At 70.1% G+C, this 24,490-nt stretch carries 25 protein-coding genes; 11 read left to right on the forward strand and 14 right to left on the reverse strand.

The genetic code is table 11. From position 1 onward, the window contains the following. From ftsZ to recN, 4 genes are all read left to right on the forward strand, one after another. Positions 1-1,503 carry a cell division protein FtsZ gene (gene ftsZ / locus FJM51_RS12350; protein ID WP_140454454.1) on the forward strand — a complete coding sequence of 501 codons (1,503 nt, stop codon included), beginning with the start codon at positions 1-3 and terminating at the stop codon, positions 1,501-1,503. A gap of 262 nt (positions 1,504-1,765) precedes the next feature. Continuing rightward, a complete protein-coding gene (gene lpxC, locus FJM51_RS12355; protein WP_140454455.1) occupies positions 1,766-2,686 on the forward strand; it encodes a UDP-3-O-acyl-N-acetylglucosamine deacetylase in 921 nt (306 codons plus the stop codon). Positions 2,687-2,829: 143 nt separating this feature from the next. Continuing rightward, positions 2,830-3,690, forward strand: a complete 861-nt coding sequence (locus FJM51_RS12360) for an outer membrane protein assembly factor BamD (RefSeq protein WP_233713099.1) — start codon at positions 2,830-2,832, stop codon at positions 3,688-3,690. Positions 3,691-3,726: 36 nt separating this feature from the next. Beyond that, positions 3,727-5,376: a DNA repair protein RecN gene (gene recN / locus FJM51_RS12365; RefSeq protein ID WP_140454457.1), complete on the forward strand. Its 1,650-nt coding sequence runs from the start codon at positions 3,727-3,729 to the stop codon at positions 5,374-5,376. An 18-nt stretch (positions 5,377-5,394) separates the two neighbouring features. Here recN and FJM51_RS12370 read toward each other — a convergent pair whose 3' ends face one another. Together FJM51_RS12370 and FJM51_RS12375 are read right to left on the reverse strand one after the other, a co-directional pair. Continuing rightward, the gene (locus FJM51_RS12370; RefSeq protein WP_306419435.1) at positions 5,395-5,739 is read right to left on the reverse strand and encodes a DUF427 domain-containing protein; all 345 of its coding nucleotides are present in this window, start codon (positions 5,737-5,739) and stop codon (positions 5,395-5,397) included. A gap of 57 nt (positions 5,740-5,796) precedes the next feature. Further along, entirely contained in the window at positions 5,797-7,599 is a 1,803-nt protein-coding gene (locus FJM51_RS12375) for an aminopeptidase P family protein (protein ID WP_140454458.1), read from the reverse strand. Between the two features lie 111 nt (positions 7,600-7,710). On the opposite strand from FJM51_RS12375, the gene FJM51_RS12380 reads away from it, so the two are divergent. Then, on the forward strand, positions 7,711-7,998 hold the full coding sequence (locus FJM51_RS12380; RefSeq protein ID WP_140454459.1) for a hypothetical protein: 288 nt from the start codon (positions 7,711-7,713) through the stop codon (positions 7,996-7,998). Between the two features lie 23 nt (positions 7,999-8,021). On the opposite strand, the gene FJM51_RS12385 is transcribed toward FJM51_RS12380, so the two are convergent. The 6 genes from FJM51_RS12385 to FJM51_RS12410 form a co-directional block, all read right to left on the reverse strand. Beyond that, on the reverse strand, positions 8,022-9,110 hold the full coding sequence (locus tag FJM51_RS12385) for a zinc-binding metallopeptidase family protein (RefSeq protein ID WP_140454460.1): 1,089 nt from the start codon (positions 9,108-9,110) through the stop codon (positions 8,022-8,024). 64 nt (positions 9,111-9,174) lie between these two features. Further along, the gene (locus FJM51_RS12390; protein WP_140454461.1) at positions 9,175-9,363 is read right to left on the reverse strand and encodes a PLD nuclease N-terminal domain-containing protein; all 189 of its coding nucleotides are present in this window, start codon (positions 9,361-9,363) and stop codon (positions 9,175-9,177) included. A 121-nt stretch (positions 9,364-9,484) separates the two neighbouring features. Beyond that, complete coding sequence (gene cobT, locus FJM51_RS12395) at positions 9,485-11,362, reverse strand: cobaltochelatase subunit CobT (protein WP_140454462.1); 1,878 nt, start codon at positions 11,360-11,362, stop codon at positions 9,485-9,487. Between the two features lie 48 nt (positions 11,363-11,410). Further along, positions 11,411-11,773 (reverse strand): carboxymuconolactone decarboxylase family protein, encoded by a 363-nt coding sequence (locus FJM51_RS12400; protein WP_140454463.1) that lies wholly within the window; start codon positions 11,771-11,773, stop codon positions 11,411-11,413. Between the two features lie 144 nt (positions 11,774-11,917). Then, entirely contained in the window at positions 11,918-12,904 is a 987-nt protein-coding gene (cobS, locus tag FJM51_RS12405; protein ID WP_140454464.1) for a cobaltochelatase subunit CobS, read from the reverse strand. 93 nt (positions 12,905-12,997) lie between these two features. Next, on the reverse strand, positions 12,998-13,654 hold the full coding sequence (locus tag FJM51_RS12410; protein WP_140454465.1) for a J domain-containing protein: 657 nt from the start codon (positions 13,652-13,654) through the stop codon (positions 12,998-13,000). A gap of 113 nt (positions 13,655-13,767) precedes the next feature. On the opposite strand from FJM51_RS12410, the gene FJM51_RS12415 reads away from it, so the two are divergent. Further along, positions 13,768-14,037: a BolA family protein gene (locus FJM51_RS12415; protein WP_140454466.1), complete on the forward strand. Its 270-nt coding sequence runs from the start codon at positions 13,768-13,770 to the stop codon at positions 14,035-14,037. A gap of 6 nt (positions 14,038-14,043) precedes the next feature. Here the strand turns inward: FJM51_RS12415 and FJM51_RS12420 are convergent, their stop codons facing one another. Both FJM51_RS12420 and gatB read right to left on the reverse strand, forming a co-directional pair. After that, positions 14,044-14,427, reverse strand: coding sequence for a DUF4177 domain-containing protein (locus tag FJM51_RS12420; RefSeq protein WP_140454467.1), 384 nt, complete (start codon positions 14,425-14,427; stop codon positions 14,044-14,046). A 13-nt stretch (positions 14,428-14,440) separates the two neighbouring features. Next, complete coding sequence (gene gatB, locus FJM51_RS12425) at positions 14,441-15,955, reverse strand: Asp-tRNA(Asn)/Glu-tRNA(Gln) amidotransferase subunit GatB (protein ID WP_140454468.1); 1,515 nt, start codon at positions 15,953-15,955, stop codon at positions 14,441-14,443. A 135-nt stretch (positions 15,956-16,090) separates the two neighbouring features. On the opposite strand from gatB, the gene FJM51_RS12430 reads away from it, so the two are divergent. Then, positions 16,091-16,390, forward strand: a complete 300-nt coding sequence (locus FJM51_RS12430; RefSeq protein WP_140454469.1) for a hypothetical protein — start codon at positions 16,091-16,093, stop codon at positions 16,388-16,390. A 5-nt stretch (positions 16,391-16,395) separates the two neighbouring features. On the opposite strand, the gene FJM51_RS12435 is transcribed toward FJM51_RS12430, so the two are convergent. Both FJM51_RS12435 and pepN read right to left on the reverse strand, forming a co-directional pair. Continuing rightward, positions 16,396-17,274 carry a 1-acyl-sn-glycerol-3-phosphate acyltransferase gene (locus tag FJM51_RS12435; protein ID WP_140454470.1) on the reverse strand — a complete coding sequence of 293 codons (879 nt, stop codon included), beginning with the start codon at positions 17,272-17,274 and terminating at the stop codon, positions 16,396-16,398. Positions 17,275-17,357: 83 nt separating this feature from the next. Further along, positions 17,358-19,952 carry an aminopeptidase N gene (gene pepN, locus FJM51_RS12440; protein WP_140454471.1) on the reverse strand — a complete coding sequence of 865 codons (2,595 nt, stop codon included), beginning with the start codon at positions 19,950-19,952 and terminating at the stop codon, positions 17,358-17,360. Positions 19,953-20,194: 242 nt separating this feature from the next. Between pepN and FJM51_RS12445 the strand changes: the two genes are divergently transcribed. The 4 genes from FJM51_RS12445 to FJM51_RS12460 all read left to right on the forward strand — a co-directional run bounded on the left by FJM51_RS12445 (position 20,195) and on the right by FJM51_RS12460 (position 22,207). Then, the gene (locus FJM51_RS12445) at positions 20,195-20,545 is read left to right on the forward strand and encodes a hypothetical protein (RefSeq protein WP_140454472.1); all 351 of its coding nucleotides are present in this window, start codon (positions 20,195-20,197) and stop codon (positions 20,543-20,545) included. A 104-nt stretch (positions 20,546-20,649) separates the two neighbouring features. After that, positions 20,650-21,399 carry a gamma-glutamyl-gamma-aminobutyrate hydrolase family protein gene (locus tag FJM51_RS12450; protein ID WP_140454473.1) on the forward strand — a complete coding sequence of 250 codons (750 nt, stop codon included), beginning with the start codon at positions 20,650-20,652 and terminating at the stop codon, positions 21,397-21,399. 4 nt (positions 21,400-21,403) lie between these two features. After that, the gene (crcB, locus tag FJM51_RS12455; RefSeq protein WP_140454474.1) at positions 21,404-21,772 is read left to right on the forward strand and encodes a fluoride efflux transporter CrcB; all 369 of its coding nucleotides are present in this window, start codon (positions 21,404-21,406) and stop codon (positions 21,770-21,772) included. Positions 21,773-21,883: 111 nt separating this feature from the next. Next, entirely contained in the window at positions 21,884-22,207 is a 324-nt protein-coding gene (locus FJM51_RS12460) for a hypothetical protein (protein WP_140454475.1), read from the forward strand. 16 nt (positions 22,208-22,223) lie between these two features. Here the strand turns inward: FJM51_RS12460 and FJM51_RS12465 are convergent, their stop codons facing one another. After that, positions 22,224-23,429, reverse strand: coding sequence for a M10 family metallopeptidase C-terminal domain-containing protein (locus FJM51_RS12465; protein WP_140454476.1), 1,206 nt, complete (start codon positions 23,427-23,429; stop codon positions 22,224-22,226). A gap of 30 nt (positions 23,430-23,459) precedes the next feature. Then, positions 23,460-24,446, reverse strand: a complete 987-nt coding sequence (locus FJM51_RS12470; RefSeq protein ID WP_140454477.1) for a 2-hydroxyacid dehydrogenase — start codon at positions 24,444-24,446, stop codon at positions 23,460-23,462. Positions 24,447-24,490: the final 44 nt, after the last annotated feature.

The following is a 24,490-nucleotide window of genomic DNA, read 5'->3' on the forward strand; positions in this document are numbered from 1 at the left end:
ATGGCTTTGACTCTCAGCATTCCGGTTACGAATGATCTCAGCCCCCGTATCACCGTCATCGGTGTCGGCGGCGCCGGCGGGAACGCCGTCAACAACATGATCGAGAACGCGTTGGAGGGCTGCGAATTCGTGGTCGCCAACACCGACGCCCAAGCGCTGCAGCAGAGCCGGGCGGGCAACAAGCTCCAGCTCGGCGCGCGGGTCACCGAGGGTCTCGGCGCCGGCGCGCGGCCCGAGGTCGGCGCCGCCGCCGCCGAGGAATCGATCGAGGATATCGTCGACCGCCTGAGCGGCTGCCACATGTGCTTCATCACCGCCGGCATGGGCGGCGGCACCGGCACCGGCGCCGCGCCGATCATCGCCAAGGCCGCGCGCGAGATGGGCGTGCTGACCGTGGGCGTCGTGACCAAGCCCTTCCAGTTCGAGGGCTCGCGCCGGATGAAGCAGGCCGAGGCGGGCGTCGAGGAACTGCAGAAGCACGTCGACACGCTCATCATCATCCCGAACCAGAACCTGTTCCGGCTCGCGAACGAGAAGACCACCTTCACCGAGGCCTTCGCGCTGGCCGACGACGTGCTCTACCAGGGCGTCAAGGGCGTGACCGACCTGATGGTCCGCCCTGGCATGATCAACCTCGACTTCGCCGACGTCCGCTCGGTGATGAACGAGATGGGCAAGGCGATGATGGGCACCGGCGAGGCGACCGGCGAGGATCGCGCCGTCCAGGCCGCCGAGAAGGCGATCGCCAACCCGCTGCTCGACGAGATCAGCCTGAAGGGCGCGCAGGGCGTGCTCATCAACATCACCGCCGGTCCCGACCTCACGCTTTTCGAGCTCGACGAGGCGGCGAACCGGATCCGCTCCGAGGTCGACCCGGACGCCAACATCATGGTCGGCTCCACGCTCGATCCGGAGATGGCCGGGATGATGCGCGTGTCGGTCGTCGCGACCGGCATCGACGCCCATGTCCGCGCCGAGGCGGAAGCGCCGGCCAGGGCCGCCGCTCCGGCGCAGCCCGCCGCGCGCCCGGCGGCGCCCGCCGCGCCGGCCCAGGCCGCCCATGTCGCGGAGCCCGAGGCACCGCGCCCGGCCACCTTCGCCGACGCGGCCGCCGCCCAGCCGGTGGCGCGCCCCGCCCCGGTCGAGCCGCGCTCGACGCCCTTTGGCCAGCCCCGCGTCGAGACCGCCGATGGCCAGCCCCGCCGTCCGGGCGAGCCCTCGCCCGAGGCGCTGCGCCGTCTCCAGGCCGCCGTGCAGAGCGTGCCGAAGGCCCCGCCGATGATGCAGCCGCAGTCCGCCCCGCGCGAAGCGGAGCGGCAGAGCCGGCTCACGATCAACAGCCTCATCCACCGGATGACCGGCCAGGGCCCGCGCGAGGAAGCGCGGCCCCGCGTCGAGGAGCCGGGTCTCCACCGCGAGGAGCGCCTGCCGGAGCCCGATTACGACGAGGCCGAGCGGGAGCGCGTGGACATCCCCGCCTTCCTGCGGCGTCAGGCGAACTGACCCGGGCCCGGCGGTTTCCCCCCGCCGTTCGCGCCACGTGGCCAGCAGGGCACCCGTTCGCGGGTGCCTTTTTTTGTCCGCGCGCCTTTCCTTCCGCGGTGGTCGTGCCGTTCTGAACTCGGCGCCGCAAGTCTCCGGAACACTGTTACAAATCGTCACAAAGCTTGATTTGTGACGATCGGGGCAAGTTCCTAGATTGCAATCAACAAGGCTGCCCCGCGTCCATTGACCGCGCGCGCCTTCATCGCAATCGAGGGCTGAGATGCAAACGACTTTCAAGCGAGACGTGTCGCTGGTCGGCATGGGCCTCCATTCGGGGCGTCCGGCGCGCCTTGTCCTGCGGCCGGCGACCCAGGGGGGAATCCGGTTCCGGCGCACCGACGTGACCGACCGGGACAACATCATTCCGGCGCGCTATGACCGCGTGACCGATACGACGCTCTGCACGCTGCTGTCGAACGAGGCCGGCGTCTCGGTCTCGACGGTCGAGCATCTGATGTCGGCGCTCGCCGGCACCGGGGTCACCCACGCGCTGATCGACATCGACGGGCCGGAAGTGCCGATCATGGACGGCAGCGCGCTGCGGTTCGCCCATGCGATCCTGAAGGCGGGGCTGAGACGGCTCGACGGCGCGGCGCGGGCGATCCGCGTTCTGAAGCCGGTCGTGCTCGAGGAGAAGGGTGGGGTGGTCGCCGAGCTTCGGCCCGCGTCGGCGCTGTCGATCGATTTCGAGATCGACTTCGCCGACGCGGCGATCAGCCGGCAGTCCAGGTCGCTCTCGATGGTGAACGGCGCCTTCCTGCGCGAACTCGCCGATTGCCGCACCTTCTGCCGCCGCGCGGATGTCGAGGCGATGCAGGCGCGGGGCCTCGCGCTCGGCGGCTCGCTCGACAATGCGATCGTCGTCGACGGGGACAGGATCCTCAATCCGGGCGGGCTGCGCCGCGCGGACGAGTTCGTCCGGCACAAGATGCTCGACGCGCTCGGCGACCTGGCGCTCGCGGGCGCGCCGATCCTCGGCGCCTATCGCGGCGTGCGCGCGGGCCACGGCGTCACCAACCGGCTCCTGCGCAAGATGTTCGCGACCGAGGGCGCCTGGGAAGAGGTGATGCTCGGCGAGGCGGAAGCGGGTTCCCTGCCCGGCGCGGGGGTCGATCTCGGCGATCTCGCCCGCGCCGGCTGAGCCGGGGCGGCGGGTCTTGGCGCGGCCCGTCCCCGGGCTGCGCTTTTCGTTTTACCCCCCTCGAAAAGCTGTGTTATCTGAACCCGCCGGAGCGGATGCCAGCAGGCCCGCCCGGGCCGGAACTTCTGAGGGTCAGCATGCGAATGGAGCGTTTGACAGGTCGTGGTCTGGCGCTCCTGATCGTTCTCGGCACATCCTTCGCTCTCGCGGGATGCGCGGGTGACTATCACCTGCCCCGCTTCGGCGACAGTTCCGCCGAGATCGAGACGCGGACGCCCGAGGAGATTTATCTCGACGCGGAGCGCCTGCTTTCCGAGGGCAATGCGAAACAGGCCGGCGACATGTTCGGCGAGGTGGAACGGCTCTATCCCTATTCCGACTGGGCGAAGCGGGCCATGCTGATGTCGGCCTTCGCCTATCACGAATCGGGCCAGTACGACGAGAGCCGCTCGGCGGCGGAACGCTATCTCGAATTCTTCCCGGCCGACGTGGACGCGCCCTACGCGCAGTTCATCATCGCGCTCTCCTATTACGATCAGATCGTCGACATCGGCCGCGACCAGGACAACACCTTCCAGGCGCTTCAGGAAATGCGCGACATCATCGAGCGCTATCCCGACAGCGAATACGCGAAATCGGCGCAGATGAAGTTCGAGCTCGCCCTCGACCATCTCGCCGGCAAGGAAATGGAGATCGGCCGGTATTATCTGAGCCGCGGCCATTACACGGCAGCGATCAACCGCTTCCGCGTCGTGGTGGAGGAATACCAGACCACGACGCAGACGCCCGAGGCGCTCTACCGGCTGGTCGAATCCTATCTCTCGCTCGGGCTGACGCAGGAGGCGCAGACGGCGGCCGCGATCCTCGGCCACAACTTCCAGGGCACCACCTGGTACGCGCGCGCCTATGCGCTGCTGACGGGCAGGGGGCTCGTGCCCGCGAACGCGGGCGACAGCTGGCTGAACCAGACCTACCGCCAGGTGGTTCTCGGGGAATGGCGCTGAGGGACGAGCGATCCCCGCGCGCGCAGGGGGCCTGAGGTGCTGAACACGCTCGCCATACGGGACATGCTCCTGATCGCCGAGGCGGAGCTGAGCTTCGCGCCCGGCCTCAACGTGCTGACCGGGGAAACCGGAGCGGGCAAGTCGATCCTGCTCGATTCGCTCGGCTTCGTCCTCGGCTGGCGCACGCGGGCGGACCTCGTGCGCCCGGGCGCGGCGCAGGGCGAGGTGACGGCGGCCTTCGCGCTGCCCCCCGGCCATCCGGCCTTCGCGCTGCTCGACGAGGCGGGGATCGCCGGGGCGGAGGAGCTGATCCTGCGCCGGACGATCAGCGCGGAGGGACGCCGGCAGGCCTATGTGAACGATCGCCGCGTGGCGGCGGAAACCCTGCGCGGCCTCTCCGACCTGCTCGTCGAACTGCATGGCCAAGGTGACGACCGCGGCCTGCTTGATCCGCGCGGGCATCGGGGGCTGCTCGATTCCTACGCGCGTCACGCCGATCTCCTCGCCGGGGTCCGCGCCGCCTGGGCCGCGCTCAGCGAGGCACGCGGGGCGCTGGAGGCGGAACGCCGCGCGCTCGAGGAGGCGGCGCGGGACACGGAATATCTCGAACACGCGGTGGCCGAACTCGACGCGCTCGCGCCGACGGCGGAGGAGGAGCCGGAACTCGACGCGCGCCGCCGGAGGCTCCGCGCGGCGGCCCGGATCCGCGAGGACGTGGCGAAGGCGGCGCAGGCGCTGGGGCCGGAGGGGGCGGAGGGGCCGCTGCTCCAGGCGCTGCGCTGGCTCGAAGGCGCGGCGGAGCAGGCGGAAGGCGCGGTCGATCCCGCGCTCGACGCGCTCGCCCGGGTCCTGGAGGAGCTTTCCGGCGCGGCGGGCGCGGTCGAGACGCTGCTCGACGGGCTCGGCGGCGATCCGGGCGAACTCGAGGCGGTGGAGGAACGGCTCTTCGCGATCCGGGCGCTGGCGCGCAAGCACAACCTCGCGCCGGACCTGCTGCCCGAATTCGCGGAGGACCTGCGGGCACGGCTTGGCCGGATCACCGGCGGCGCCGACGAGATCGTCCGGCTGACCGCCGCCGCCGAGGCGGCGGAGGCCGATTACACCGCGACGGCCGCGCGTCTCTCCGAAAGCCGGCGGGCCGCGGCGCGGCGGCTGGACGCGGCGATGGCGGAGCAGCTGGAACCGCTCCGGCTCGGCCGGGCGGTGTTCGCGACCGAGGTCGAACCCGGCGAGCCGGGGCCGGACGGCGCGGACCGCGTGCGTTTCGCCGCGGCGACCAATCCCGGCGCGCCGGCGGGGCCGCTCGACAAGGTCGCCTCGGGCGGGGAACTCTCGCGCTTCCTGCTGGCGCTCAAGGTCTGTCTCAGCGCGCGGGGCGAGGATCCGACGCTGATCTTCGACGAGATCGACCGGGGCGTGGGCGGGGCCACGGCCGACGCGGTGGGCCGCCGGCTGCGCGCGCTCGGGGCCGAGGCGCAGGTGCTCGTCGTCACGCATTCGCCGCAGGTCGCGGCGCGCGGCGGCCATCACTGGCGCGTGGGCAAGATGATCGAGGGCGGGGCCGCGGTGACGCGGGTGGAACCGCTCGACCCGGCCGAGCGGGTGGAGGAGATCGCCCGGATGCTCGCGGGCGACACGATCACCGACGCCGCCCGCGCCGCCGCCCGCGCCCTGCTCGAAAGCTGAGGCGGGGCGGCCCGGCGGTCAGAGCTGTTCGAGCGTCACCAGCCGCGGGTGGAAGGCGACGTAGCCCGCGACCCGTTCGGTCTCGGCGGTCGGGGCCTCGATCGTCCAGGCGGCGTCCGGAATGGTCCGGCTCTTCATCACGATGTTGTAGTAGCGCGCCGTTCCGGCAGGGGTATTCGGCAGGGTCGTCTCGGAAGCTTCGAGAAAGGCCATCGCCAGATCCTCGCGCGGGAAGAAGATGACCGGGGCGCAATTCTCCTCGATCACTTCCAGCGCGCGCTTGCTCTCGCCGATCACGGCGCCATCGGCGCGCACGACCCAGTCGCCCTCGGCGGGCTGGACACGAATCTTGGCAGTCAGCATCGCAGTTCCTTTCGCGTGGCGGCGCCCCTGGGGCGCCGGAAGCATTGGGATCGGTCGTCAGATCGGCGCGCAGGCTTTCGCGAGCCAGCGCGCGGTTTCCGGTGTGACAGCCGGCCCCACCTCGGCCAGCACCCGCGCGTGATAGGCGTCGAGCCAGGCCCTTTCCTCGGGTCCGAGCAGCGCCGGATCGATAAGGCGCCGGTCGATCGGGGCGAGCGTCAGCGTCTCGAAGCCGAGCATCGCCCGCTCGCCGCCCTCCGGCGTCGCGGCGGGACGCACGGCGACGAGATTTTCGGTCCGGATGCCGAAGGCGCCCTCGCGGTAGTAACCCGGCTCGACCGAGACGACCATGCCGGCGCGGAGCGGCTCCAGCCCCCGGCTCGACAGGCTCTGCGGTCCCTCGTGCACACCGAGATAGGCGCCGACGCCGTGCCCGGTGCCGTGGTCGTAGTCGAGCCCGGTGTTCCAGAGCGCGGCGCGGGCCAGCACGTCGATGTCGCGCCCGGTGCGTCCCTCCGGCCAGTTCTGGCGCGATACCGCGATCAGGCCGCGCAGCACCAGCGTGAAGGGCCGGATCGCCGCCTCGGGTGGCGCGCCGACGGCGACGGTGCGGGTGATGTCGGTCGTGCCGTCGGGATACTGCGCGCCGCTGTCGACGAGGAGCAGCTCTCCCGGCCGGACCGGACGGTCGCTGTCCTCGGTCACGCGGTAATGCACGATGGCCCCGTCGGATCCGGCGCCGCAGATCGTCTCGAAGGAGATGTCGCGGAGCTGCCCGGTGGCGGCGCGGAATTCCTCGAGCCGGCGCACCACGGCCGTTTCGGTCAGCTTGCCGGACGGGGCCTCGGCGTCGAGCCAGGCGAGGAACTCGGCCATCGCCGCCGCGTCGCGCAGATGGGCGGCGCGCGATCCGGCGAGTTCCGCCTCGGTCTTGCAGGCCTTGGGCAGCAGGCAGGGATCCGTTTCCCACGCGATCTCGGCCCGGCCCTCGGCCAGCCGGTCGGCGATCCAGACCGGCGCCCGCGCCTTGTCGAGCCCGACCCGGCCCTTCAGCGCGTCGAGCGCCGGGCCGAGGGCCTCGCGCGGCGCGACGCTCACCTCCGGCCCGAGATGGGCGCGCGTCTCCGGCCCGACCTGCGCGGGATCGACGAAGAGGCTCACCCGTCCATCGGCGCCGAGGATCGCGAAGGCGAGGCCGACCGGCGTCCGCGCGATGTCGGAGCCCCGGATGTTCAGGAGCCAGGCGATCGAATCCGGGAAGGTCAGCACGAAGGCGGCGAGATCCTTCGCCGCCAGCGCGGCGGCGAGTTCGGCCCGCTTTTCCGCCGAGGGGCGGCCGGCGAGGCGGTCGGGATGGGGCACGATCGGCTCGGCGGGGGGCGGCGGCTGGTCGGGCCAGACCGCGTCGACGAGATTGGCCACGCGCGCGAGCCCGATCTGGTGCCTGCCGAGCGTCTCCTCCAGCCGGTCGATCTCGCCGCGCGTATGCAGCCAGGGATCGAAACCGAGCCGCCCGCCGCCCGGGATCGCCGCGACGAGCCAGTCGGCGACCGCGTCCTCCGGAATGCGCAGCGTCTCGAAGACCCCGGTATCGACCTGGTCGCGGACCTGCAGCCGGTAGCGGCCGTCGACGAAGACCGCCGCCCGCTCGCGCGCGACGGCGGCCGCGCCGGCCGATCCGGTGAAGCCGGTAAGCCACGCCAGCCGCTCGTCGCGCGGCGCGACGTTCTCGCCCTGATGGGCGTCGGCCCGGGGCACGAGGAAGGCGTCGACCCCGGCCTCCGCCATGGCCGCCCGCAGGGCCGCGAGCCGCGGCGCCCCCGTCTCGGGCATGGTCCGGCGCCGGAAATCCTGAAGCATCTCTCTCCCTCGAAGGCGCGCTCGCGCGCCATCCCGGTTTATCGGCGGTTTGCGATCCCGGTCAATGAAGGATAGCTTCCCCGGACGTGATTCAACCGCCGGAGGAAATGGATGCGCCTAGCCCTCGCGCTGCTTCTGCTCGGGCTCGGCGCCTGGCAGGCGGTCTCCGACTGGAACGCCACGATCGGCGTCGGCTATGCCTATCGCCTGACGCCGGTCGGGCAGGTGCTGGCCGACGCCGCGCCGGATTTCTACGCGCGGCTGATGGCGGTCTGGCAGGCCACGCGGATCCCGTTCCTCTGGGATCCGCTCGGGCGCAGGCTCATGGCGCTGCCGATGGCGCTGGTCCTGATCGTGCCCGGCGCGCTGCTCTGGGTCCGCCGCCGGCGCCGCCGCTGAGGAGGCGCCGGGCCGCGGGGTTCTCAGGCCGCCGCGTCCGAGGCGCCCGTTCCGGCGCCGAGCGGGCCTTCCTGCACGAGCATGTGGATGAAGCGCAGCTTCTCCACCACGGCCGGGCTCAGCGAGAACGGGTAGAGATCGGGCTGGCCCATGCTGCGGTTGAGGCTGTTGAGCGCCACGGTCAGCGGCACCCAGGCATCGATGAGCTGGTCGATCGACCGGGCGTTGTAGGGGTCGAACTCCACCTCGGTATTGACCTCGGGCGCGTCGCTCACGACCGGATTGACGACCACGCCGAAATTCGCCGCGGTGTCGAGCGTGTCGATCATGTGCAGGTAATGCGTCCAGGTCTCGGCGAAATCCTCCCAGGGATGCATCGTCGCATAGGCGGAGACGTAGTTGTATTCCCAGCCCGCGGGGGTGCCGTTGTTGTAATGCTCCTGCAGCGCCGCGCCGTAATCCGCGCGCTCGTCGCCGAAGAGGGCGCGGCAGGCTTCCTCCCGGCCGGAATCGCGGACGAGCATGTCCCAGTAGTAATGCCCGACCTCGTGGCGGAAATGGCCGAGCAGCGTGCGATAGGGCTCGCCAAGTTCGGCGCGGCGGCGTTCGCGCTCGGCGGAATCGGCCTCGGCGATGTTGAGCACGATGAGGCCGTCGTCATGGCCGGTCAGCACCGGATCCTGCCCCTCGACATCGGCGAGGAACTTGAAGCGGAGCGGCGTATGCGCGCCGACGGGGCTCACGAGCGGCAGGCGGAGCCGGTCGAGCGTGTAGATCACGCGGCGCTTGGCGAATTCGATCGCCTGCCAGTGCTCGAGATTGCCCGGCACGCTCAGGTCCGGCACCGTGTCGTTGAGCGCGCAGGCCTCGCAATAGGCCGCGTCGGATTCCGCCGGAACCATCCAGTTGCAGCCGAGCGCGGATTCGTTGGCGCAGGGGCGCCAGTGCGAGCCGTCGCCCTTCACAGGCGTCCGGGAGCCGTCGCTCTCCAGGTTCAGCGCGTTGAGCGTCTGCGCGCCCGGCAGGTAGCCGAGCGGCATGCCGCAGTTCATGCAGCTCACGTTCTCGAAATGGACGAGCTGCCCGCAATTCTGGCAAGCGAAGAGTTTCATGGATATGGTTTCCCTGCCGCGGGCGCTTCCGGCCCGCGGTCCTGATGCGTGTTCGAGGAAGCGGTCAGACGCGCGAGGAGCGGGGTCCGAAGAAGAACCAGACGATGAAGCCGACCAGCGGCAGGACCAGGATGCCGAGCACCCAGAGCACCTTGTTCAACGTCTTGTCGGCGGAGCCGATGACCGAGATGATCGCCCAGATGTCGAGCGCGAGAAGGATCAGGCCTAGAATCCCACCGTACTGAAAGCGCATCTCGTCCCTCCGTCCGCGCCGTTGCGTCGATCCAGCCGCGCGGCCCCGGTCAGGGGCCATCGCGCGCCGGCCGCAACCAACCCATGCCGTACCCGAAGGTTCCCGCTGTCAACCCGAATTGTCAGCGCCGCGCCCGGCGGCCTTCGCGCGCCAGCCGCCCCGGATCGTTGTCGAAGAGCGCGGCGAGCTGCTCGGTCATCGCGCCGGCGAGCTGCTCCACGTCGGTGATCGTCACCGCGCGGGAGTAGTAGCGCGTCACGTCGTGGCCGATGCCGATCGCGATGAGCTCCACCGCGCGGCGCCGCTCGATCATCGCGATCACGTCGCGCAGGTGCTTCTCCAGATAGTTGGCCGGATTGACCGAGAGCGTCGAATCGTCGACCGGCGCGCCGTCGGAGATCACCATCAGGACCCGCCGCGCCTCCGGCCGCGCGGTCAGGCGGCGGTATGCCCATTCCAGCGCCTCGCCGTCGATATTCTCCTTCAGCAGCCCTTCCTTCATCATCAGCCCGAGATTGGCGCGGGCGCGCCGCCAGGGCGCCTCGGCCGACTTGTAGACGATGTGGCGCAGGTCGTTCAGGCGGCCCGGCAGGGGCGGGCGCTGCGCCGCGAGCCACTGCTCCCGGCTCTGCCCGCCCTTCCAGGCGCGGGTGGTGAAGCCGAGGATCTCGACCTTCACCTGGCAGCGCTCCAGCGTGCGCGCGAGCACGTCGGCCGAGATCGCCGCGATCGAGATCGGCCGGCCGCGCATCGAGCCGGAATTGTCGAGCAGCAGCGTCACCACCGTATCGCGGAATTCGGTGTCGCGCTCCCGCTTGAAGGAGAGCGGCGTCATCGGATTCGCCACCACGCGCGCGAGGCGGCCGGCGTCGAGCGTGCCCTCCTCGAGGTCGAATTCCCAGGCCCGGTTCTGCTGCGCCTGAAGCCGCCGCTGCAGCCGGTTCGCGAGGCGCGAGACCGCGCCCTTCAGCGGGTCGAGCTGCTGGTCGAGATAGGCGCGCAGCCGTTCGAGCTCCACCGTGTCCGCGAGATCCTCGGCGGCGATCTCCTCGTCGAAGGCGGTCTGGAAGACCCTGTAGCCGGGATCGGCCTCCGAGATCGGCGGCGGCGGCGCTTCCTCCGGCGGCTCGGCCTGTTCGGCCTGGACCTCGTCCTCGACCTCGCCCTCGTCGAGCGCGTCGGTCGCGGCGCGCATCTGCTCGGGGTCGCCGGCCTGGTCGGAGGTGTTCTGCTCCGAACTCGTGTCCTCGTCCGCCTGTTCGGGGGAATCGCCCTCGCTCGATTCCTCGTCGCGCTGATCCTCCTCGGTCGCGGCCTCGGGCTCGTCCTCATCCTCGTCGCTGATCTGGTCCGGATCCTCGCCGAGCTGGTCGCCGTAGCCGAGTTCCTCGATCACCTGGCGCGCGGCGCGGGCGAAGGCGCGCTGGTCGTCGAGGCTGTCGCGCAGCGCCGCGAAGGTCGGGCCGGCGTTCTGCTCCAGAAAGCCGCGCCAGAGCTCCATCACGTTGCCCGCGCCCTTCGGGAGCGGCCGCCCGGTGGCGAGATGGCGCAGCAGATAGCCCGCCGCCTGCGCCATCGGCGCCCTGGTCTGGTCGGTTATCTCGGCATAGCCGTAGCGGCGCGCCTCCTCGGCGATCTTCGCGTCGATATTGCCGGCGGTGCCCGGCATCACCCGCGCGCCCATCGCCTCGCAGCGCGCCGTCTCCATGCTCTCGAACAGCGCCGCCGCCACGTCGCCCGGCGGGGCGTAGCGGCGGTGCAGCGCGTCGTCGTGATAGCGCAGGCGCAGCGCGTAGGCGTCGGCGGTGCCGCGCGCGAGCATCACCTCGTCGCGCGTCATCCGCCGCGTGACCTGCGGCAGCCGCATCGCCTCGTTGCTCAGCCCCGGCGGATCGACGCTGAAGCCGACCGTGAGTTCGGGCTGGTTGGCGAGCGCGCGCGTCGCCTCCGCGAGGGCCTTCTTGAACGGGTCGGCGGGATTGTCGCTGGGCTTGCTCATGCCCCCTGATAGACCCCGCGCGCCGCCGCTCCGCAAGGCATTTTCGCGTCAGGTCGCGGTCCTGGCCGCGGCGAACTGGTCATAGGCGCGCAGCGCGTCGGCGGCGTACATGAGCGCCGGGCCGCCGCCCATGTAGACGCAGACGCCGAGCATCTCGGCCACTTCCTCCCGCGTCGCGCCCAGTTCGACCAGCGCCTTGCCGTGAAAGCCGATGCAGCCGTCGCAACGCTGGCTGACCCCGATCGCGAGCGCGATCAGCTCCTTGGTCTTGGCATCGATCGCCCCGGCGGCCATCGCCCCCTTCGAGAGCGCGTGGAACCCCTGCATCATCGGCGGCGTCGCCTTCCTCAGCTCCGCCATATAGGCCCCGATGCCGGCGATCCGCGCCGCGTAGTCCTTCTCGCCACTCATGTCCGCCCCCCGGGATTGCCATTCCGCGGGACCATCATTCGACGAAGCGGGCAAAAGTAAAGCGCCGACGACATCCCGCCCGCGCCCCGACGTAGGGCGGACCACGGTCCGCCGTCCCCGCCCCCGACCCTCGGATCCGCCGCGTCAGCCGAGGCTGACGCTCGCCGCGCTTTCGGGCAGTTCCTTGTCGAAGCAGCGCTGGTAGAACTCGGCCACCGTCTGCCGTTCGAGTTCGTCGCACTTGTTGAGGAAGGTCAGCCGGAAGGCGAAGCCGATGTCGCCGAAGATCCGGGTGTTCTCGGCCCAGGCGAGCACGGTGCGCGGGCTCATCACCGTCGAGAGGTCGCCGTTCATGAAGGCCGCGCGCGTGAGATCGGCGACGGTGACCATCTGGCTTACCGTCTTTCTGCCCTCCGGCGTCGCATAGCCGGGATATTTCGCCAGGACGATGTTGGCCTCGTCGTCATGGGGCAGGTAGTTGAGCGTGACCACGAGGCTCCAGCGGTCCATCTGGCCCTGGTTGATCTGCTGCGTGCCGTGATAGAGCCCGGTCGTGTCGCCGAGCCCGACCGTGTTCGCCGTCGCGAACAGCCGGAAATAGGGATGCGGCCGGATCACCCGGTTCTGGTCGAGCAGCGTCAGCTTGCCCTCGACCTCGAGCACGCGCTGGATCACGAACATCACGTCCGGCCGGCCGGCGTCGTATTCGTCGAAGACGATCGCCACCGGGTTCGAGAGCGCCCAGGGCAGGATTCCCTCCTGGAATTCCGTGACCTGCATCCCGTCCTTCAGCCGGATCGCATCCTTGCCGATCAGGTCGATGCGGCTGATGTGGCTGTCGAGGTTCACCCGCACGCAGGGCCAGTTCAGCCGCGCCGCCACCTGCTCGATATGGGTGGACTTGCCGGTGCCGTGGTAGCCCTGGATCATCACGCGCCGGTTGTGCGCGAAGCCCGCGAGGATCGCGAGCGTGGTGTCGCGGTCGAAGCGGTAGGTCGGGTCGACGTCCGGGACCCGGTCGGTGTGCTCCGCGAAACCCTTCACGGTCATGTCGGTGTCGATGCCGAAGAGATCGCGCACGCTCATGTCCACCGTGGGCTCCGCTGCCATTTCCAATCCGCCGTCCGCCATGTCACTCGCTCCTCAGGGCGCGGTCGCCCCATCAGCACTGATGTGTCCCAAATGTCCCTCCGACGCAACCCGGGCGCCGGCCGCCCCGTTCCGTCAGTCGCGGAAGCTTCGGCTCACCTTGATCTGCTCCCAGGCCCAGACCACCTCGGCCAGCCGCGCCTCGTCGTCGCGCCGGCCGCCGTTCATGTCCGGATGCAGGTCCTTGACCAGCGCCTTGTAGATCTTGCGGATCTCGGCCTTGGTCTGGGTGTCCTGCGCGTCGAGGATCTCGAGCGCCTTGCGCTCGGTCGGGGGCAGGCGGCGGCGCTGCACGGTGCCGCGCGGCGTACCGGGGTTGAGCGTCGCGTTCTCGCCGAGCAGATCGGCCGGATCGCTGAAGCCGAAGCGCTGCCAGGCCCGGCCCTCGGCATGCGGACGCTGGCCCCGGTCGACCGTGCCGCTGAAGGGCTGGGTCGGCCGCTCCCAGACGCGATCCGCCGCGAACTGCTTCTCGAGATCCTCCTCCGAATGGGACTGGAAGTAGTTCCATTTGAGGTTGTACTCACGGATATGGTCCATGCAGAACCACAGGAATTCGTCCAGGTTGTCCGGCGATTTGGGCGCGCGGAACTTGCCGGGCTTGTCGCAGCCGGGCTTGTCGCAGCCGCGGTGCGAGGATTCGACCGCGCCACTCAGGCCGCGGCCCCGCGACCGCCGCTTCTTGTCGGCGGAGACGGAAATGTCGAATTCGAACGGAGAGCGTCGGCTCATCTTCGGCCGTTCCTTTCCAGGGATCTCAGGCGTTTCCCGACTCGGGCGCATCAGTTTAATGTTTTGCCGCCGGGGGCCAAGGGCCGAAGGCGGCGTTATCGGGAGAAGACGACTTGAGCGGCATCAAACCTGAACAGCTCGAAGCGAAGCTCAACGCGGTCTTCGCACCGACGCGGCTCGAAGTGATCGACGAGAGCGAGCAGCATCGGGGCCATGGCGGCTGGCGCGAGGGCGGCGGCACGCATTACCGCGTCGTCATGCGCGCCCCGGCCTTCGCCGGCATGTCCCGGGTCCAGCGCTCCCGCGCGGTGCATTCGGCGCTCTCGGACGAACTCGCGGGCGGGGTGCATGCCCTCGCGCTCGACCTCGCGCCGCCGGACTGACCCCGCTCAGTCGCGTCCCGCCGGGCCGAGCGTCGGGAAGCGGGGAGCCTCGGGCCGGGCCGATGTCCGCGCCGGGCCGAGGCTCGGCTCCTCCATCGCGCGCGGCCGGGGCACCTCGCGCGGGGTCTCGACCGCGACCCTCGGGCTCAGATGCTCACGCGCGCGGCGGAAGACAAGGACCGCGTGCTCCTCGGTCCGGGCGCGGCTCAGCCAGCCGCCCGGCGTCTCGATCGCCAGCGCCTCGGAGCAGTAGTATTCCCATCCTTCCCGCGCGACCTCGTTGATCGCGTCGGTCAGCGTCAGCGCGAAGAGCTCGGCGGCGCCGGAGACGCCCTTGACCTTCTTCGCGCGTTTCGGGACGGGAACGACCTTGTAATCGTAGTAACTCATCCGCCTGCCTCGCTCACTCCAGCCCGAGCTTCGCGCGGACGAGCTGGTTCACCATCTGCGGCGCCGCCTTGCCGCCCGTCGCCTTCATCACCTGGCCGACGAACCAGCCCGCCATCGAGGGCTTGGCCTTCGCCTGTTCGACCTTGGCGGGGTTCGCGGCGATCACCGCGTCCACCGCCGCCTCGATCGCGCCGGTATCGGTCACCTGCCTCAGGCCGCGCGACTCGACGATCTCCGCCGGATCGCCGCCCTCGGCCCAGAGAATCTCGAACACATCCTTCGCGATCTTGCCCGAAATGTCGCCCCCGGCGATCAGGTCGATGAGCCCGCCGAGCTGGCCGGGATCGATCGGGCTGTCGGCGATGCCGTGGCCCTCCCTGTTCAGCCGGCCGAAGAGCTCGTTGATGACCCAGTTCGCGGCGGTCTTGCCGTCGCGGCCGCGGGCCACCTCCTCGAAATAGTCCGCGCTCGCGACCTCGGCGGTCAGCACGCCCGCGTCGTATTCGGTCATGCCGAAATCCGTCACGAACCGCGCCTTCTTCGCATCCGGCAGCTCCGGCAGGCCGGCGGCGATCTGCTCGACATAGGCGTGTTCGAGTTCGAGCGGCAGCAGGTCGGGATCGGGGAAGTAGCGGTAGTCGTGCGCCTCCTCCTTCGAACGCATCGAGCGGGTCTCGCCCCGGTTCGGGTCGTAGAGCCGGGTCTCCTGCTCGACCGCGCCGCCGTCCTCGATGATCGCGATCTGGCGCCGCGCCTCGAACTCGATGGCGGCCTGGATGAACCGCATCGAGTTCATGTTCTTGATCTCGCAGCGCGTGCCGAGATGCGAGAAGTCGCCGGTGGCCCGGTACTTCTCGTAGGCGCCCGGCGGGCAGACGCTGACGTTCACGTCGGCGCGCAGGCTCCCCTCCTGCATGTTGCCGTCGCAGGTGCCGAGATAGCGCAGGATCTGGCGAAGCTTGCGGACGTATTCCGCCGCTTCCTCCGGCCCCCGGATGTCGGGCCGCGAGACGATCTCCATCAGCGCGACGCCGGAGCGGTTCAGGTCGACATAGGAGAGGTTGGGGTCGAGGTCGTGGACAGACTTGCCCGCGTCCTGCTCCAGATGGATCCGCTCGACACGCACCTTGCGCGCGACGCCGGGGCCGAGATCGACGAGGATCTCCCCCTCGCCGACGATCGGGTGGTAGAGCTGGCTGATCTGGTAGCCCTGCGGCAGGTCGGGATAGAAGTAGTTCTTCCGGTCGAAGCGCGAGAAGAGATTGATCTTCGCGTTGAGCCCCAACCCGGTGCGCACCGCCTGCGCCACGCAGTATTCGTTGACGACGGGCAGCATGCCGGGCATCGCCGCGTCGACGAGGCTGACATTGGTGTTCGGCTCCGCCCCGAAGGTGGTGGAGGCGCCGGAGAAGAGCTTCGAATTGGACGTGACCTGCGCGTGCACTTCCATCCCGATCACGAGTTCCCAGTCGCCCTTGGCGCCGGGGATGATCTTCGGATCCGGTTCGGTATAGGCGAGCTCGGCCATGGCAGTTCCGCTCTCAATATGCGCTTGGGATGTGCCGTCTTACTCGGGCGGGGCCGTCCCGGCAAGGGCCGCGCTCCGCGCTTGCGCGCCCCGGCCGAAGCCGTGATGATGCGCGGGACCGAACGGGGTAAGACCATGAAAAGACTGCTCGCGCTTCTGCTCCCGCCGCTGCTCGGCGCCTGCGCCCAGAGCGAGATTCCCGTGCCGGCCTCCGGGCCGGGCCGGCAGGACGCGATCTGCGCCATCACCTTCTCGCAATGGCTCGGCATCAATTCGCACGATGTCCAGGTGCTCGGCCGCGCGATGAAGGGCGAGAACGCGCTGGTGCGGCTCGGCGCGACCGAGCCCCTCGTCGGCGGCGTCTGCGAGATCACGCCCGGCTACGGACTGGTCGCGATGACGACGGAGCCCGCCCGCGCCGCGCCCGCGCCCTAGCCCGCTCAGGCGGGCAGCCGCGCCTGGCGCAGCGGCGTCGGGCGGCCGTAGCGCGGCGCGGTCAGCACCGTCTGCGGCTTGTGCCCGCCGAGCTCCAGCGTCCGCGCCTTCAGGATCTCGATCGCCTGGGCCGAATCCGCGGGCAGCGAGGCCGGGTCGATCGGCTGCCCGACCGTGATCCGGTAGGGCTGGTGCGTCTTGTTCAGCACCTCGTGGAACAGGGTGATGTCGCGCAGCGTCGGATGGATCCGGTCGAAGAGGTAGAACATCACCGAATTGCGCGCCCGGATGTGGAGCGGCACGACGGGCAGGTTGAACTTGCGCGCCATCATCGCGCCCGAGGCCATCCAGGGCCGCTCGTGCAGCGACAGGCGGCGGCGTTTGGCGAGGCGCCCGGAGGGGAAGAGCACGCCGAGCCGCCCCGCGCCGAAGGCCTTGTGCGCGTAGGCCATGGTCTCGCGGTTCTGCCGGTGGCTGCGCTTCTCCGGGCGCCATTCGACCGGGGCGATCACGTCGCCGAGCTGCGGCAGGATCCGGATCGCATCGGCGTTGGCGAAGAAGAACAGGTCCGGCCGCGCCTTGGCGAGCGCGCCGTAGAGCACGACGCCGTCCGCGATCCCGGTCGGATGGTTGGAGACGACGAGGCAGGGACCCGACTTCGGCAGGTTCTCGAGCCCGCCGATCTCGACGTGATGGGCGATCATGTCCGCGAGCGAGAGCATGATCTCCGGCCCCGGCATCGGATCGAGCGCGCGCTTGATCTCGGCGGTGCGCTGGTACTGGAGCAGCCGGTACAGCACGGCCCGCGCGCCGGCCACGGCCGGCCCGGGGCGCCGAAGCCAGGGCGCGCGCTCCTCGATCAGTTGGTCCAGCACTTCGCTCATGATCGCCGACCTACGCTCGCAGCTTGACGGAACCGTGACAAGTCATCGGGAAATGCCGGGACGGGGCAAACCGTTGCATGGTCTCAGGCGTCGTCATCGCGCAGCAGGCGCGAGACGATCTCGCCCGTGTCGCGCGACAGGCCCTGGAGCGCGGCGAGCCGTTCGAGCTGGCCGCGCAGCAGCGTCCGCCGGCGCGCGTCGAAGAGCCGCCAGTTGCCGAGCGAGGCGGTGAGCCGCGCCGCGGTCTGCGGGTTCACCGGGTCGAGCCGGGTCATCCAGTCGATGAAAAGCGCGTAGCCGGCGCCATCCGCGCGGTGAAATCCGGCCGGGTTGGCCATCGCGAAGGTGCCGATCACCGAGCGGAACCGGTTCGGGTTGCGCCATTCGAAATCGGGATGTTCGGTCAGCCGCGCCACGGTCTCCGCCGCCGCCTCGGGCGGGGTATGGGCGGCCTGGACGGTGAACCACTTGTCGACCACCAGCCGGTCGTCGCGCCAGTTGGCGAAAAACCGCGCAAGCGCCTCCGCCCCCGCGCCATGGGCGACGAGAAGCGTCAGCGCGGTCATCCGCTCGGTCATGTTGTCGGCCGAATCGAACTGCGCCCGCGCCGCCCGCGCCTCCGGATCGCGCGCGGTGATCAGCGCGAGCGCCCGGGCGCGGAGCGCGCGGCGGCCGGCGGCCGCGGCGTCGGGCGCGTAGGGGCCCGTGACCGCGTTCGCGGCGTAGAGCGCCTCCACCCGGTCGCCGAGCGCCTCCGCGGTCAGCAGGGTCAGCGCCTCTCGCGCGGCGTGGATCCGCGTCGGATCGGGCACGCCGCCCTTGCCCGCGACATGGCCGATCACCTCCTCCTCGGAGGGCAGGCCGAGCAGCAGCGCCTTGAAGGCCGGGTCGAGCGTGGCATCGTCCGCCACCGTCGCCAGCGCCGCGAGATACTCGGCGTCGACCTCCGCCCGCGCGTCCCCGGCGAGCGTCGCGATGGCTTCGAGCGCGGCGCCCCGGCCGGCCTCCCACTTGTTGAACGTGTCGCTGTCATGGGCGAGCAGGAAGGCGCGGTCCTTCGCGCCAAGGTTCCGCTGGAGAATGACCGGGGCCGAGAATTCCCGGAGCAGCGAGGCGGTCGGCCGTTCCGGCAGTTCCCAGGAGACCTCCCGGCTCGCCCCGGCGAGTTCGATCAGCCCCGCGTCGATCTCCCGCCCGTCGGAGCCGACGAGGCCATAGGCGACCGGGATGAGCATGTGCTTCTTCACCGGCTGGCCCGGCGTCGGCGGAAGGCTCTGGCTGAGGCGCAGCGTGTAGCGGCCGTCCCGCCAAGTCTCCTCGGCGGCGAGGCGGGGCGTGCCGGATTGCGAGTACCAGAGCTTGAACTGCGCGAGGTCGCGGCCCGAGGCGTCCTCGAACACCCGGATCCAGTCCTCGATCGTGCAGGCCTGGCCGTCGTGGCGCTCGAAATAGAGGTCGAGCGCGGCGCGGTAGGTTTCCGGGCCCACGAGGCGGCGCAGCATCCCGATCACCTCGGCGCCCTTCTCGTAGACGGTCGCCGTGTAGAAGTTGTTGATCTCGACGTATTCCTCTGGCCGGACCGGATGCGCGAGGGGGCCGCCGTCCTCGCGGAACTGCGCGCCGCGGAGCCGTATCACGTCCTCGATCCGCTTCACCGCCGCCGAACGCTGGTCGGCCGAGAACTGCTGGTCGCGGAAGACCGTCAGTCCCTCTTTGAGGCAGAGCTGGAACCAGTCGCGGCAGGTGATCCGGTTGCCGGTCCAGTTGTGGAAATATTCATGCGCGATGATGGTCTCGATCGACTTGTAGTCGGCGTCGGTCGCGGTCTCGGGGCTCGCGAGCACGTAGCGGGAGTTGAAGACGTTGAGCCCCTTGTTCTCCATCGCCCCCATGTTGAAGTCGTCGACCGCGACGATCATGAACCGGTCGAGGTCGTATTCGCGCCCGTAGGCGTCCTCGTCCCATTTCATCGAGCGCTTGAGCGCGTCCATCGCATAGCCGCAACGGTCCTCGTCGCCCGGGCGCACCCAGATCTGCAGCAGCACCTCGCGGCCGGAGCGGGTGGTGAAACGGTCCTCGACGGCGCGCAGGTCGCCCGCGACCAGCGCGAAGAGATAGGAGGGTTTCGGGAAGGGATCCTCCCATTCCGCCCAGCCCTCGCCCGAGGCGATCAGATTGCCGTTCGAGAGCAGGACCGGCGCCTCCCCCTCGACCCGGACGCGGAAGCGGGCCATCACGTCGGGCCGGTCGGGATAGAAGGTGATCTTGCGGAAGCCCTGCGCCTCGCATTGCGTGCAGTACATGCCCTTCGACATGTAGAGCCCTTCGAGCGCGGTATTCGCCTCGGGCGCGATCTCGGTCTCGGCCTCCCAGACGAAGGGCGCGTCGGGGACATGGGCCGCGTCGACCGTCAGCCCCTCGTCGTCCACGACCAGCGCGTTCGCCGGGATGGCCGCGCCGTCGATCGTGGCCGAGACGAGCCGGAGCAGCCGCCCGTCCAGCCGCAGGTCGCGCGGACCCTCCGCCGCCCGGGCCGGGTTCGGCGCGAGATGGAGCCGGGCGCGCACGCGCGTCGCCTCGGGCGCGAGGGTGAAGACAAGCTCGACCCGGTCGAGCAGATGCGCCGGGGGGCGATAGTCTTCGAGGCGGATCAGGGGGGGCTGGGCGTCGAGGCGCATGGGCCGCTCCGGTGGTTCGAGGCCGGTTCGCCCGGCGCATCCGCCCGCCAGGGCCGGGCGCCGGGTCGGCGGACCCTGTCACAAAGATGAAGAAAGGGTCAAGGGAGACCATGACGCGGTGCAAGACGGGGTTGCGCTAAACGCGCGGCTCCCGCGGTTGCGAAAAGGCCCCCGGCGCATCATTCTACCCTCATCACCGGGACGGGAGAGTCCCGGAATTCGTAACCCGGAGTATCGCAGTGATGAAGAACGTCAGCCTTCTGGCGGCGGCCGCCGCCGTTTTCGCCGCCCCCGCCTTCGCCGAGGATTTCGTGATCAAGGCGCCCGGCCAGGGCATGAGCCTGCACGAGGGGCCGGTCGACATGGTCGCCTACTACCAGCCCGCCGAGGACGGCCTGCTCGAGGTCACCGCCACCTACGCGGCCCGCGACGGCGCCGGCGAGCCCGCGCGGCTGGTGCTGGGCATGCGCGACGGCGACGGCGTGAGCTTCAGGCTCCCGGGCGTGCCGAACGTCACCTATTCCTTCGCCCGCGCCGGCGATTACGTGACCGTGCGCTCCTTCGAGGAGATCCGGACCGCCTCCGCCGAATGAGGCCCTCGGCCGTCCCCCGCGACGCGGGGGACGGTTCGCGCTCGACGCAGGCGCAGCAAGGGACTATATATCGCTGGTAACTGTCGCGGATTCGCACCCTCGGAATGCCCAGACCCGTCATCGGCATCATCGGTAACGCTCACACGATCAACGACCAGTATTCGGTCCAGGCGGTCGGCCTGTCCAACATCGAGGCCGTGGCGACGCTGACCGGGGCGATCCCGCTTCTGGTGCCCGCCGTGCCCATGGTGGGCGCCGTCGCCGATCTCATCTGCGCCTGCGACGGTTTCGTCTTCACCGGCGGGCGTCCCAATGTCCACCCGAGTCTTTACGGGCACGAGGTCACCGAGAAGCACGGCGCCTTCGACCCCGACCGCGACGCGGTGACGCTGCCGCTCATCCGCGAATGCGTGGCCCGCGGCATTCCGGTCTTCGGGATCTGCCGCGGCTTTCAGGAATTCAACGTCGCCTTCGGCGGCACGCTGCATCCGGAGATCCGCGAGATCCCGGGCAGGATCAACCACCGCATGCCGCCCGACGGCACGATCGAGGAGAAGTTCGAGCATCGCCACACGGTGCGGCTCTCCCCAGGCGGGCAGTTCACCCGCATCCTCGGCGCCGAGGAGGTGATGGTGAATTCGCTGCACGGCCAGGGCATCCTCGACAAGGGGCCGCGGGTGGTGATCGAGGGCTACGCGCCCGACACGACGCCCGAGGCGATCGTGATCGAGGCGGCGCCGGGCTTCGCCATGGCGGTGCAGTGGCATCCCGAATGGAACGCCGCGAACGATCCGGTCTCGCGCCCGCTCTTCCAGGCCTTCGGCGCCGCGGTCGGCGCCCGGGCGGGGCATTGAGGGCTTGGGGAACTACCTGATCGTCGCGCTGGGCGCCGGGATCGGCGGCGCCATGCGTCACGGGGTGAACGTGACGGCCGCGCGGCTGCTCGGCACCGGATTTCCCTTCGGCACGCTCACCGTCAACGTGCTCGGCTCCTTCATGATGGGGCTGCTGACGCAGGTCTTTCTCGCGCGGCCGGGCATCGGCCAGGAATGGCGCCTGCTCATCACCACCGGCATGCTCGGCGGCTTCACCACCTTCTCCACCTTCTCGCTCGACACCGCCGTGCTGATGGAGCGCGGGGCCCCGGCGACGGCGGCGGGCTATGTCGCGCTGTCGCTCCTCGCCTCGGTCGGCGGGCTCTTCCTCGGTCTGCGCGTCGGCGGCTGACGCTGGCTCCTCGGGTCCCTTCGGTCGCCGGCGAATCCGGACTCCGTGCTCCGAGGGGCGGGGAGTAGACTCGCGCGCACCGCTTTCAGAAGACCTTTCAGGAGAATCGATATGGCCTGCCCCGACACGCGCGATTTCGCCGCATGGATCGACCTGATGCCCGGCGACGAAAGCCGCCTGATCGTCGCCGGAGAGGTGAAGACGACCTCCGGCAACCTGCTTCCCCGACTCGCGGAGGCCGAGCCCCAGGGGATCAACCCCCGGGATCTGCTGCTCGTGCTCTCGCTCGAGCAATGCGGCGAGGTGGGAACGGACGACGTCGCCTACCGGCCCGTCCGCTTCGAGAAGCCGGCGGTCCGGGACCAGTATGCGACGGTCACCGTGCTGAGCGACGGCGAGATCTGCTTCACGCTCGAGGTGACCGAGGCAAGCTGACGCGGGCGCCGGCCGGTCAGAGGATCAGGTCGGAATGCGTCAGCGCGTTGGTTCCGACCTCGATCTGGAGATCGGCGTGCCCGTCGCCGTCCACGTCGGCCGAGAGCACGCGGAAGGCATTCCGGACCTCGCCGGGCGTGTCGGAGAACCCGGCGCCGCCGATGAAGTCGAAATGCTGGTGGCCGGAGCGTTCGGTGTTCGCGTCGATCTCCGAGAGGTCGATCTTGTCCACGCCGCGCTGGAAGTCGACGATCTCGTCGCGCGCGCCGCGGATGGCGGGGGACTCGCTCGTCGCGCGGAAGACGAAGTGGTCCGCGCCGCTCCCGCCCGTCATCCGGTCGGGGCCCGACCCGCCGATGAGCGTGTCATGGCCGGTGCCCCCGTAGAGGGTGTCGGCGCCCGTGCCGCCCGACAGCGGATCGTCGCCGGTGCCTCCGCTCAGCCGGTCGGAATGTCTGCCCCCGAACAGCCTGTCGTCGTCCGCGCCGCCATAGAGCCGATCCCGGCCCGTGCCCCCGGAGAGCCTGTCCTCGCCGTCCCGGCCGTAGAGCGTGTCGCGGCCCGAATCTCCGTAGAGGCTGTCGTCGCCCCCGCCGCCGTCGATCGTGTCGTCGCCGCCGCGCGCGCGCAGGAAGTCCGCGAACTCCGTGACGAAGACGTCGTCGTCGCCCGAGGTGCCGAGGATCTCCGGCGGGCCGGACGGATCGGACTGGGTGCCGAACCAGACGTCGTAGACGCGCCCGGCATAGATGCCCGGCCCGGCGCTCCGGTCGAGCCCGACGCCGATCGCGTTCCATTCCATCGAGGCCCAGGCGCCTTCGTTCAGGATGATCGCGTTGTGCGCCGAGGACTCCTTCCAGCCCTGGAGCGCCGCCGCGCTGGTCGCGTAGCCCGCGCCGGTGATCTCGTAGCCATAGCCCGGATAGTCGGTGCCGAGCCGTTCCGGCGCCTCCCACATCGCCTCCGGCGTCGAGCCGTCGGCCATGTAGGGCGCGTCGCTCCAGCTGTGCAGGTTGGCGCCCCGGGGCAGGTCCAGATCCTCGCCCCAGATGTTCTCGCGCGTGTCGACGACGTGGCGCCCGGCGGTCAGCGTGAGCGAGGCGGAGAGCCGGATCGGATCCAGCCCCTCCTCGGCGCGGTAGTCCATGATCTGGTGGTAGAGCCGCAGCTCCTCGAGGCTCAGCGTGTCCTGGGCGTTCTCTTCGTAGATGTCGACGGCCAACGGGCTTCCCTTCCGGCCCCGGGCGGGACCTTAGAGCATGGATGGAACGACCTGATCCGGCGGCCGGTGGCCATCGGCGAAGGTCTTGATGTTGATGATGACCTTCTCGCCCATTTCGAGCCGGCCTTCCATGGTCGCCGAACCCATGTGAGGCAGAAGCAGCACATTCGGCAATTCACGAAGCCGCGGGTTGATCTCGTGGCCATGCTCGTAGACGTCGAGGCCGGCCCCGGCGAGTTCGCCCGCGCGCAGCATCCGGGTCAGCGCGTTCTCGTCCACGACCTCGCCCCGGGCGGTGTTCACGAGATAGGCGGTGGGCTTCATCAGCTTCAGCCGGCGCGCGTTCAGCAGGTGGAAGGTCGATGGCGTGTGCGGCACGTGGATCGTCAGGATGTCGATGCGCGCCAGCATCTGGTCGAGGCTCTCCCACCAGGTCGCGCCGAGTCCGGCCTCGATCTCGGGATGGACGCGGCGGCGGGCATGGTAGTGGACCTCGAGCCCGAAGGGCTTCGCGCGCGCCGCGACCGCGCGGCCGATGCCGCCGAGGCCGAGGATGCCGAGGCGCTTGCCGGCGATCCGGTGCCCCATCAGCGCGGTCGGGCTCCACCCCGTCCATTCGCCGGTGCGCATCAGTTCGGCGCCCTCGGGCAGGCGGCGCGGCACCGACAGGATCAGCGCCATCGCCATGTCCGCGGTATCCTCGGCGAGTACGCCAGGGGTGTTCGAGACGATGATGTTGCGCTGGAGCGCGGTGGCCACGTCGATATGGTCGAAACCCGCGCCGTAGTTCGCGATCAGCTTCAGCCGCGGCCCCGCCTGGCCGAGCAGCCGCGCGTCGAGCCGGTCGGTGATCGTCGGCACCAGCACGTCGGCGTCGGCGATCGCGGCGACGAGCTTTTCCGGACCCATCGGCGTGTCGTCGGGGTTCAGGGTGACGTCGAAGAGCTCGCGCATCCGCGCCTCGACCGGCTCGGGCAGGCGCCGGGTCACGACGACTTTCAATCTGGGCGGGGCCATGCGCTTTCCTGTTCCTCTGAGGCGTAATTTTGTTATCGTCGCGG

The organism is Amaricoccus solimangrovi, from assembly GCF_006385685.1.
In the GTDB taxonomy this organism is placed as follows: domain Bacteria; phylum Pseudomonadota; class Alphaproteobacteria; order Rhodobacterales; family Rhodobacteraceae; genus Amaricoccus; species Amaricoccus solimangrovi.

Coding starts and splice junctions, on each gene's coding strand:
- FJM51_RS12435 (WP_140454470.1), bottom strand. CDS start 17,274: ATGAGCGAAGTGCTGGACCAACTGATCGAGGAGCGCGCGCCCTGGCTT.
- lpxC (WP_140454455.1), top strand. CDS start 1,766: ATGCAAACGACTTTCAAGCGAGACGTGTCGCTGGTCGGCATGGGCCTC.
- FJM51_RS12460 (WP_140454475.1), top strand. CDS start 21,884: ATGGCCTGCCCCGACACGCGCGATTTCGCCGCATGGATCGACCTGATG.
- FJM51_RS12360 (WP_233713099.1), top strand. CDS start 2,830: ATGGAGCGTTTGACAGGTCGTGGTCTGGCGCTCCTGATCGTTCTCGGC.
- FJM51_RS12385 (WP_140454460.1), bottom strand. CDS start 9,110: ATGAAACTCTTCGCTTGCCAGAATTGCGGGCAGCTCGTCCATTTCGAG.
- FJM51_RS12450 (WP_140454473.1), top strand. CDS start 20,650: ATGCCCAGACCCGTCATCGGCATCATCGGTAACGCTCACACGATCAAC.
- gatB (WP_140454468.1), bottom strand. CDS start 15,955: ATGGCCGAGCTCGCCTATACCGAACCGGATCCGAAGATCATCCCCGGC.
- FJM51_RS12410 (WP_140454465.1), bottom strand. CDS start 13,654: ATGAGCCGACGCTCTCCGTTCGAATTCGACATTTCCGTCTCCGCCGAC.
- FJM51_RS12375 (WP_140454458.1), bottom strand. CDS start 7,599: ATGCTTCAGGATTTCCGGCGCCGGACCATGCCCGAGACGGGGGCGCCG.
- ftsZ (WP_140454454.1), top strand. CDS start 1: ATGGCTTTGACTCTCAGCATTCCGGTTACGAATGATCTCAGCCCCCGT.
- FJM51_RS12470 (WP_140454477.1), bottom strand. CDS start 24,446: ATGGCCCCGCCCAGATTGAAAGTCGTCGTGACCCGGCGCCTGCCCGAG.
- pepN (WP_140454471.1), bottom strand. CDS start 19,952: ATGCGCCTCGACGCCCAGCCCCCCCTGATCCGCCTCGAAGACTATCGC.
- FJM51_RS12430 (WP_140454469.1), top strand. CDS start 16,091: ATGAAAAGACTGCTCGCGCTTCTGCTCCCGCCGCTGCTCGGCGCCTGC.
- FJM51_RS12380 (WP_140454459.1), top strand. CDS start 7,711: ATGCGCCTAGCCCTCGCGCTGCTTCTGCTCGGGCTCGGCGCCTGGCAG.
- cobS (WP_140454464.1), bottom strand. CDS start 12,904: ATGGCGGACGGCGGATTGGAAATGGCAGCGGAGCCCACGGTGGACATG.
- FJM51_RS12420 (WP_140454467.1), bottom strand. CDS start 14,427: ATGAGTTACTACGATTACAAGGTCGTTCCCGTCCCGAAACGCGCGAAG.
- FJM51_RS12390 (WP_140454461.1), bottom strand. CDS start 9,363: ATGCGCTTTCAGTACGGTGGGATTCTAGGCCTGATCCTTCTCGCGCTC.
- FJM51_RS12400 (WP_140454463.1), bottom strand. CDS start 11,773: ATGAGTGGCGAGAAGGACTACGCGGCGCGGATCGCCGGCATCGGGGCC.
- FJM51_RS12445 (WP_140454472.1), top strand. CDS start 20,195: ATGAAGAACGTCAGCCTTCTGGCGGCGGCCGCCGCCGTTTTCGCCGCC.
- FJM51_RS12370 (WP_306419435.1), bottom strand. CDS start 5,739: ATGCTGACTGCCAAGATTCGTGTCCAGCCCGCCGAGGGCGACTGGGTC.
- cobT (WP_140454462.1), bottom strand. CDS start 11,362: ATGAGCAAGCCCAGCGACAATCCCGCCGACCCGTTCAAGAAGGCCCTC.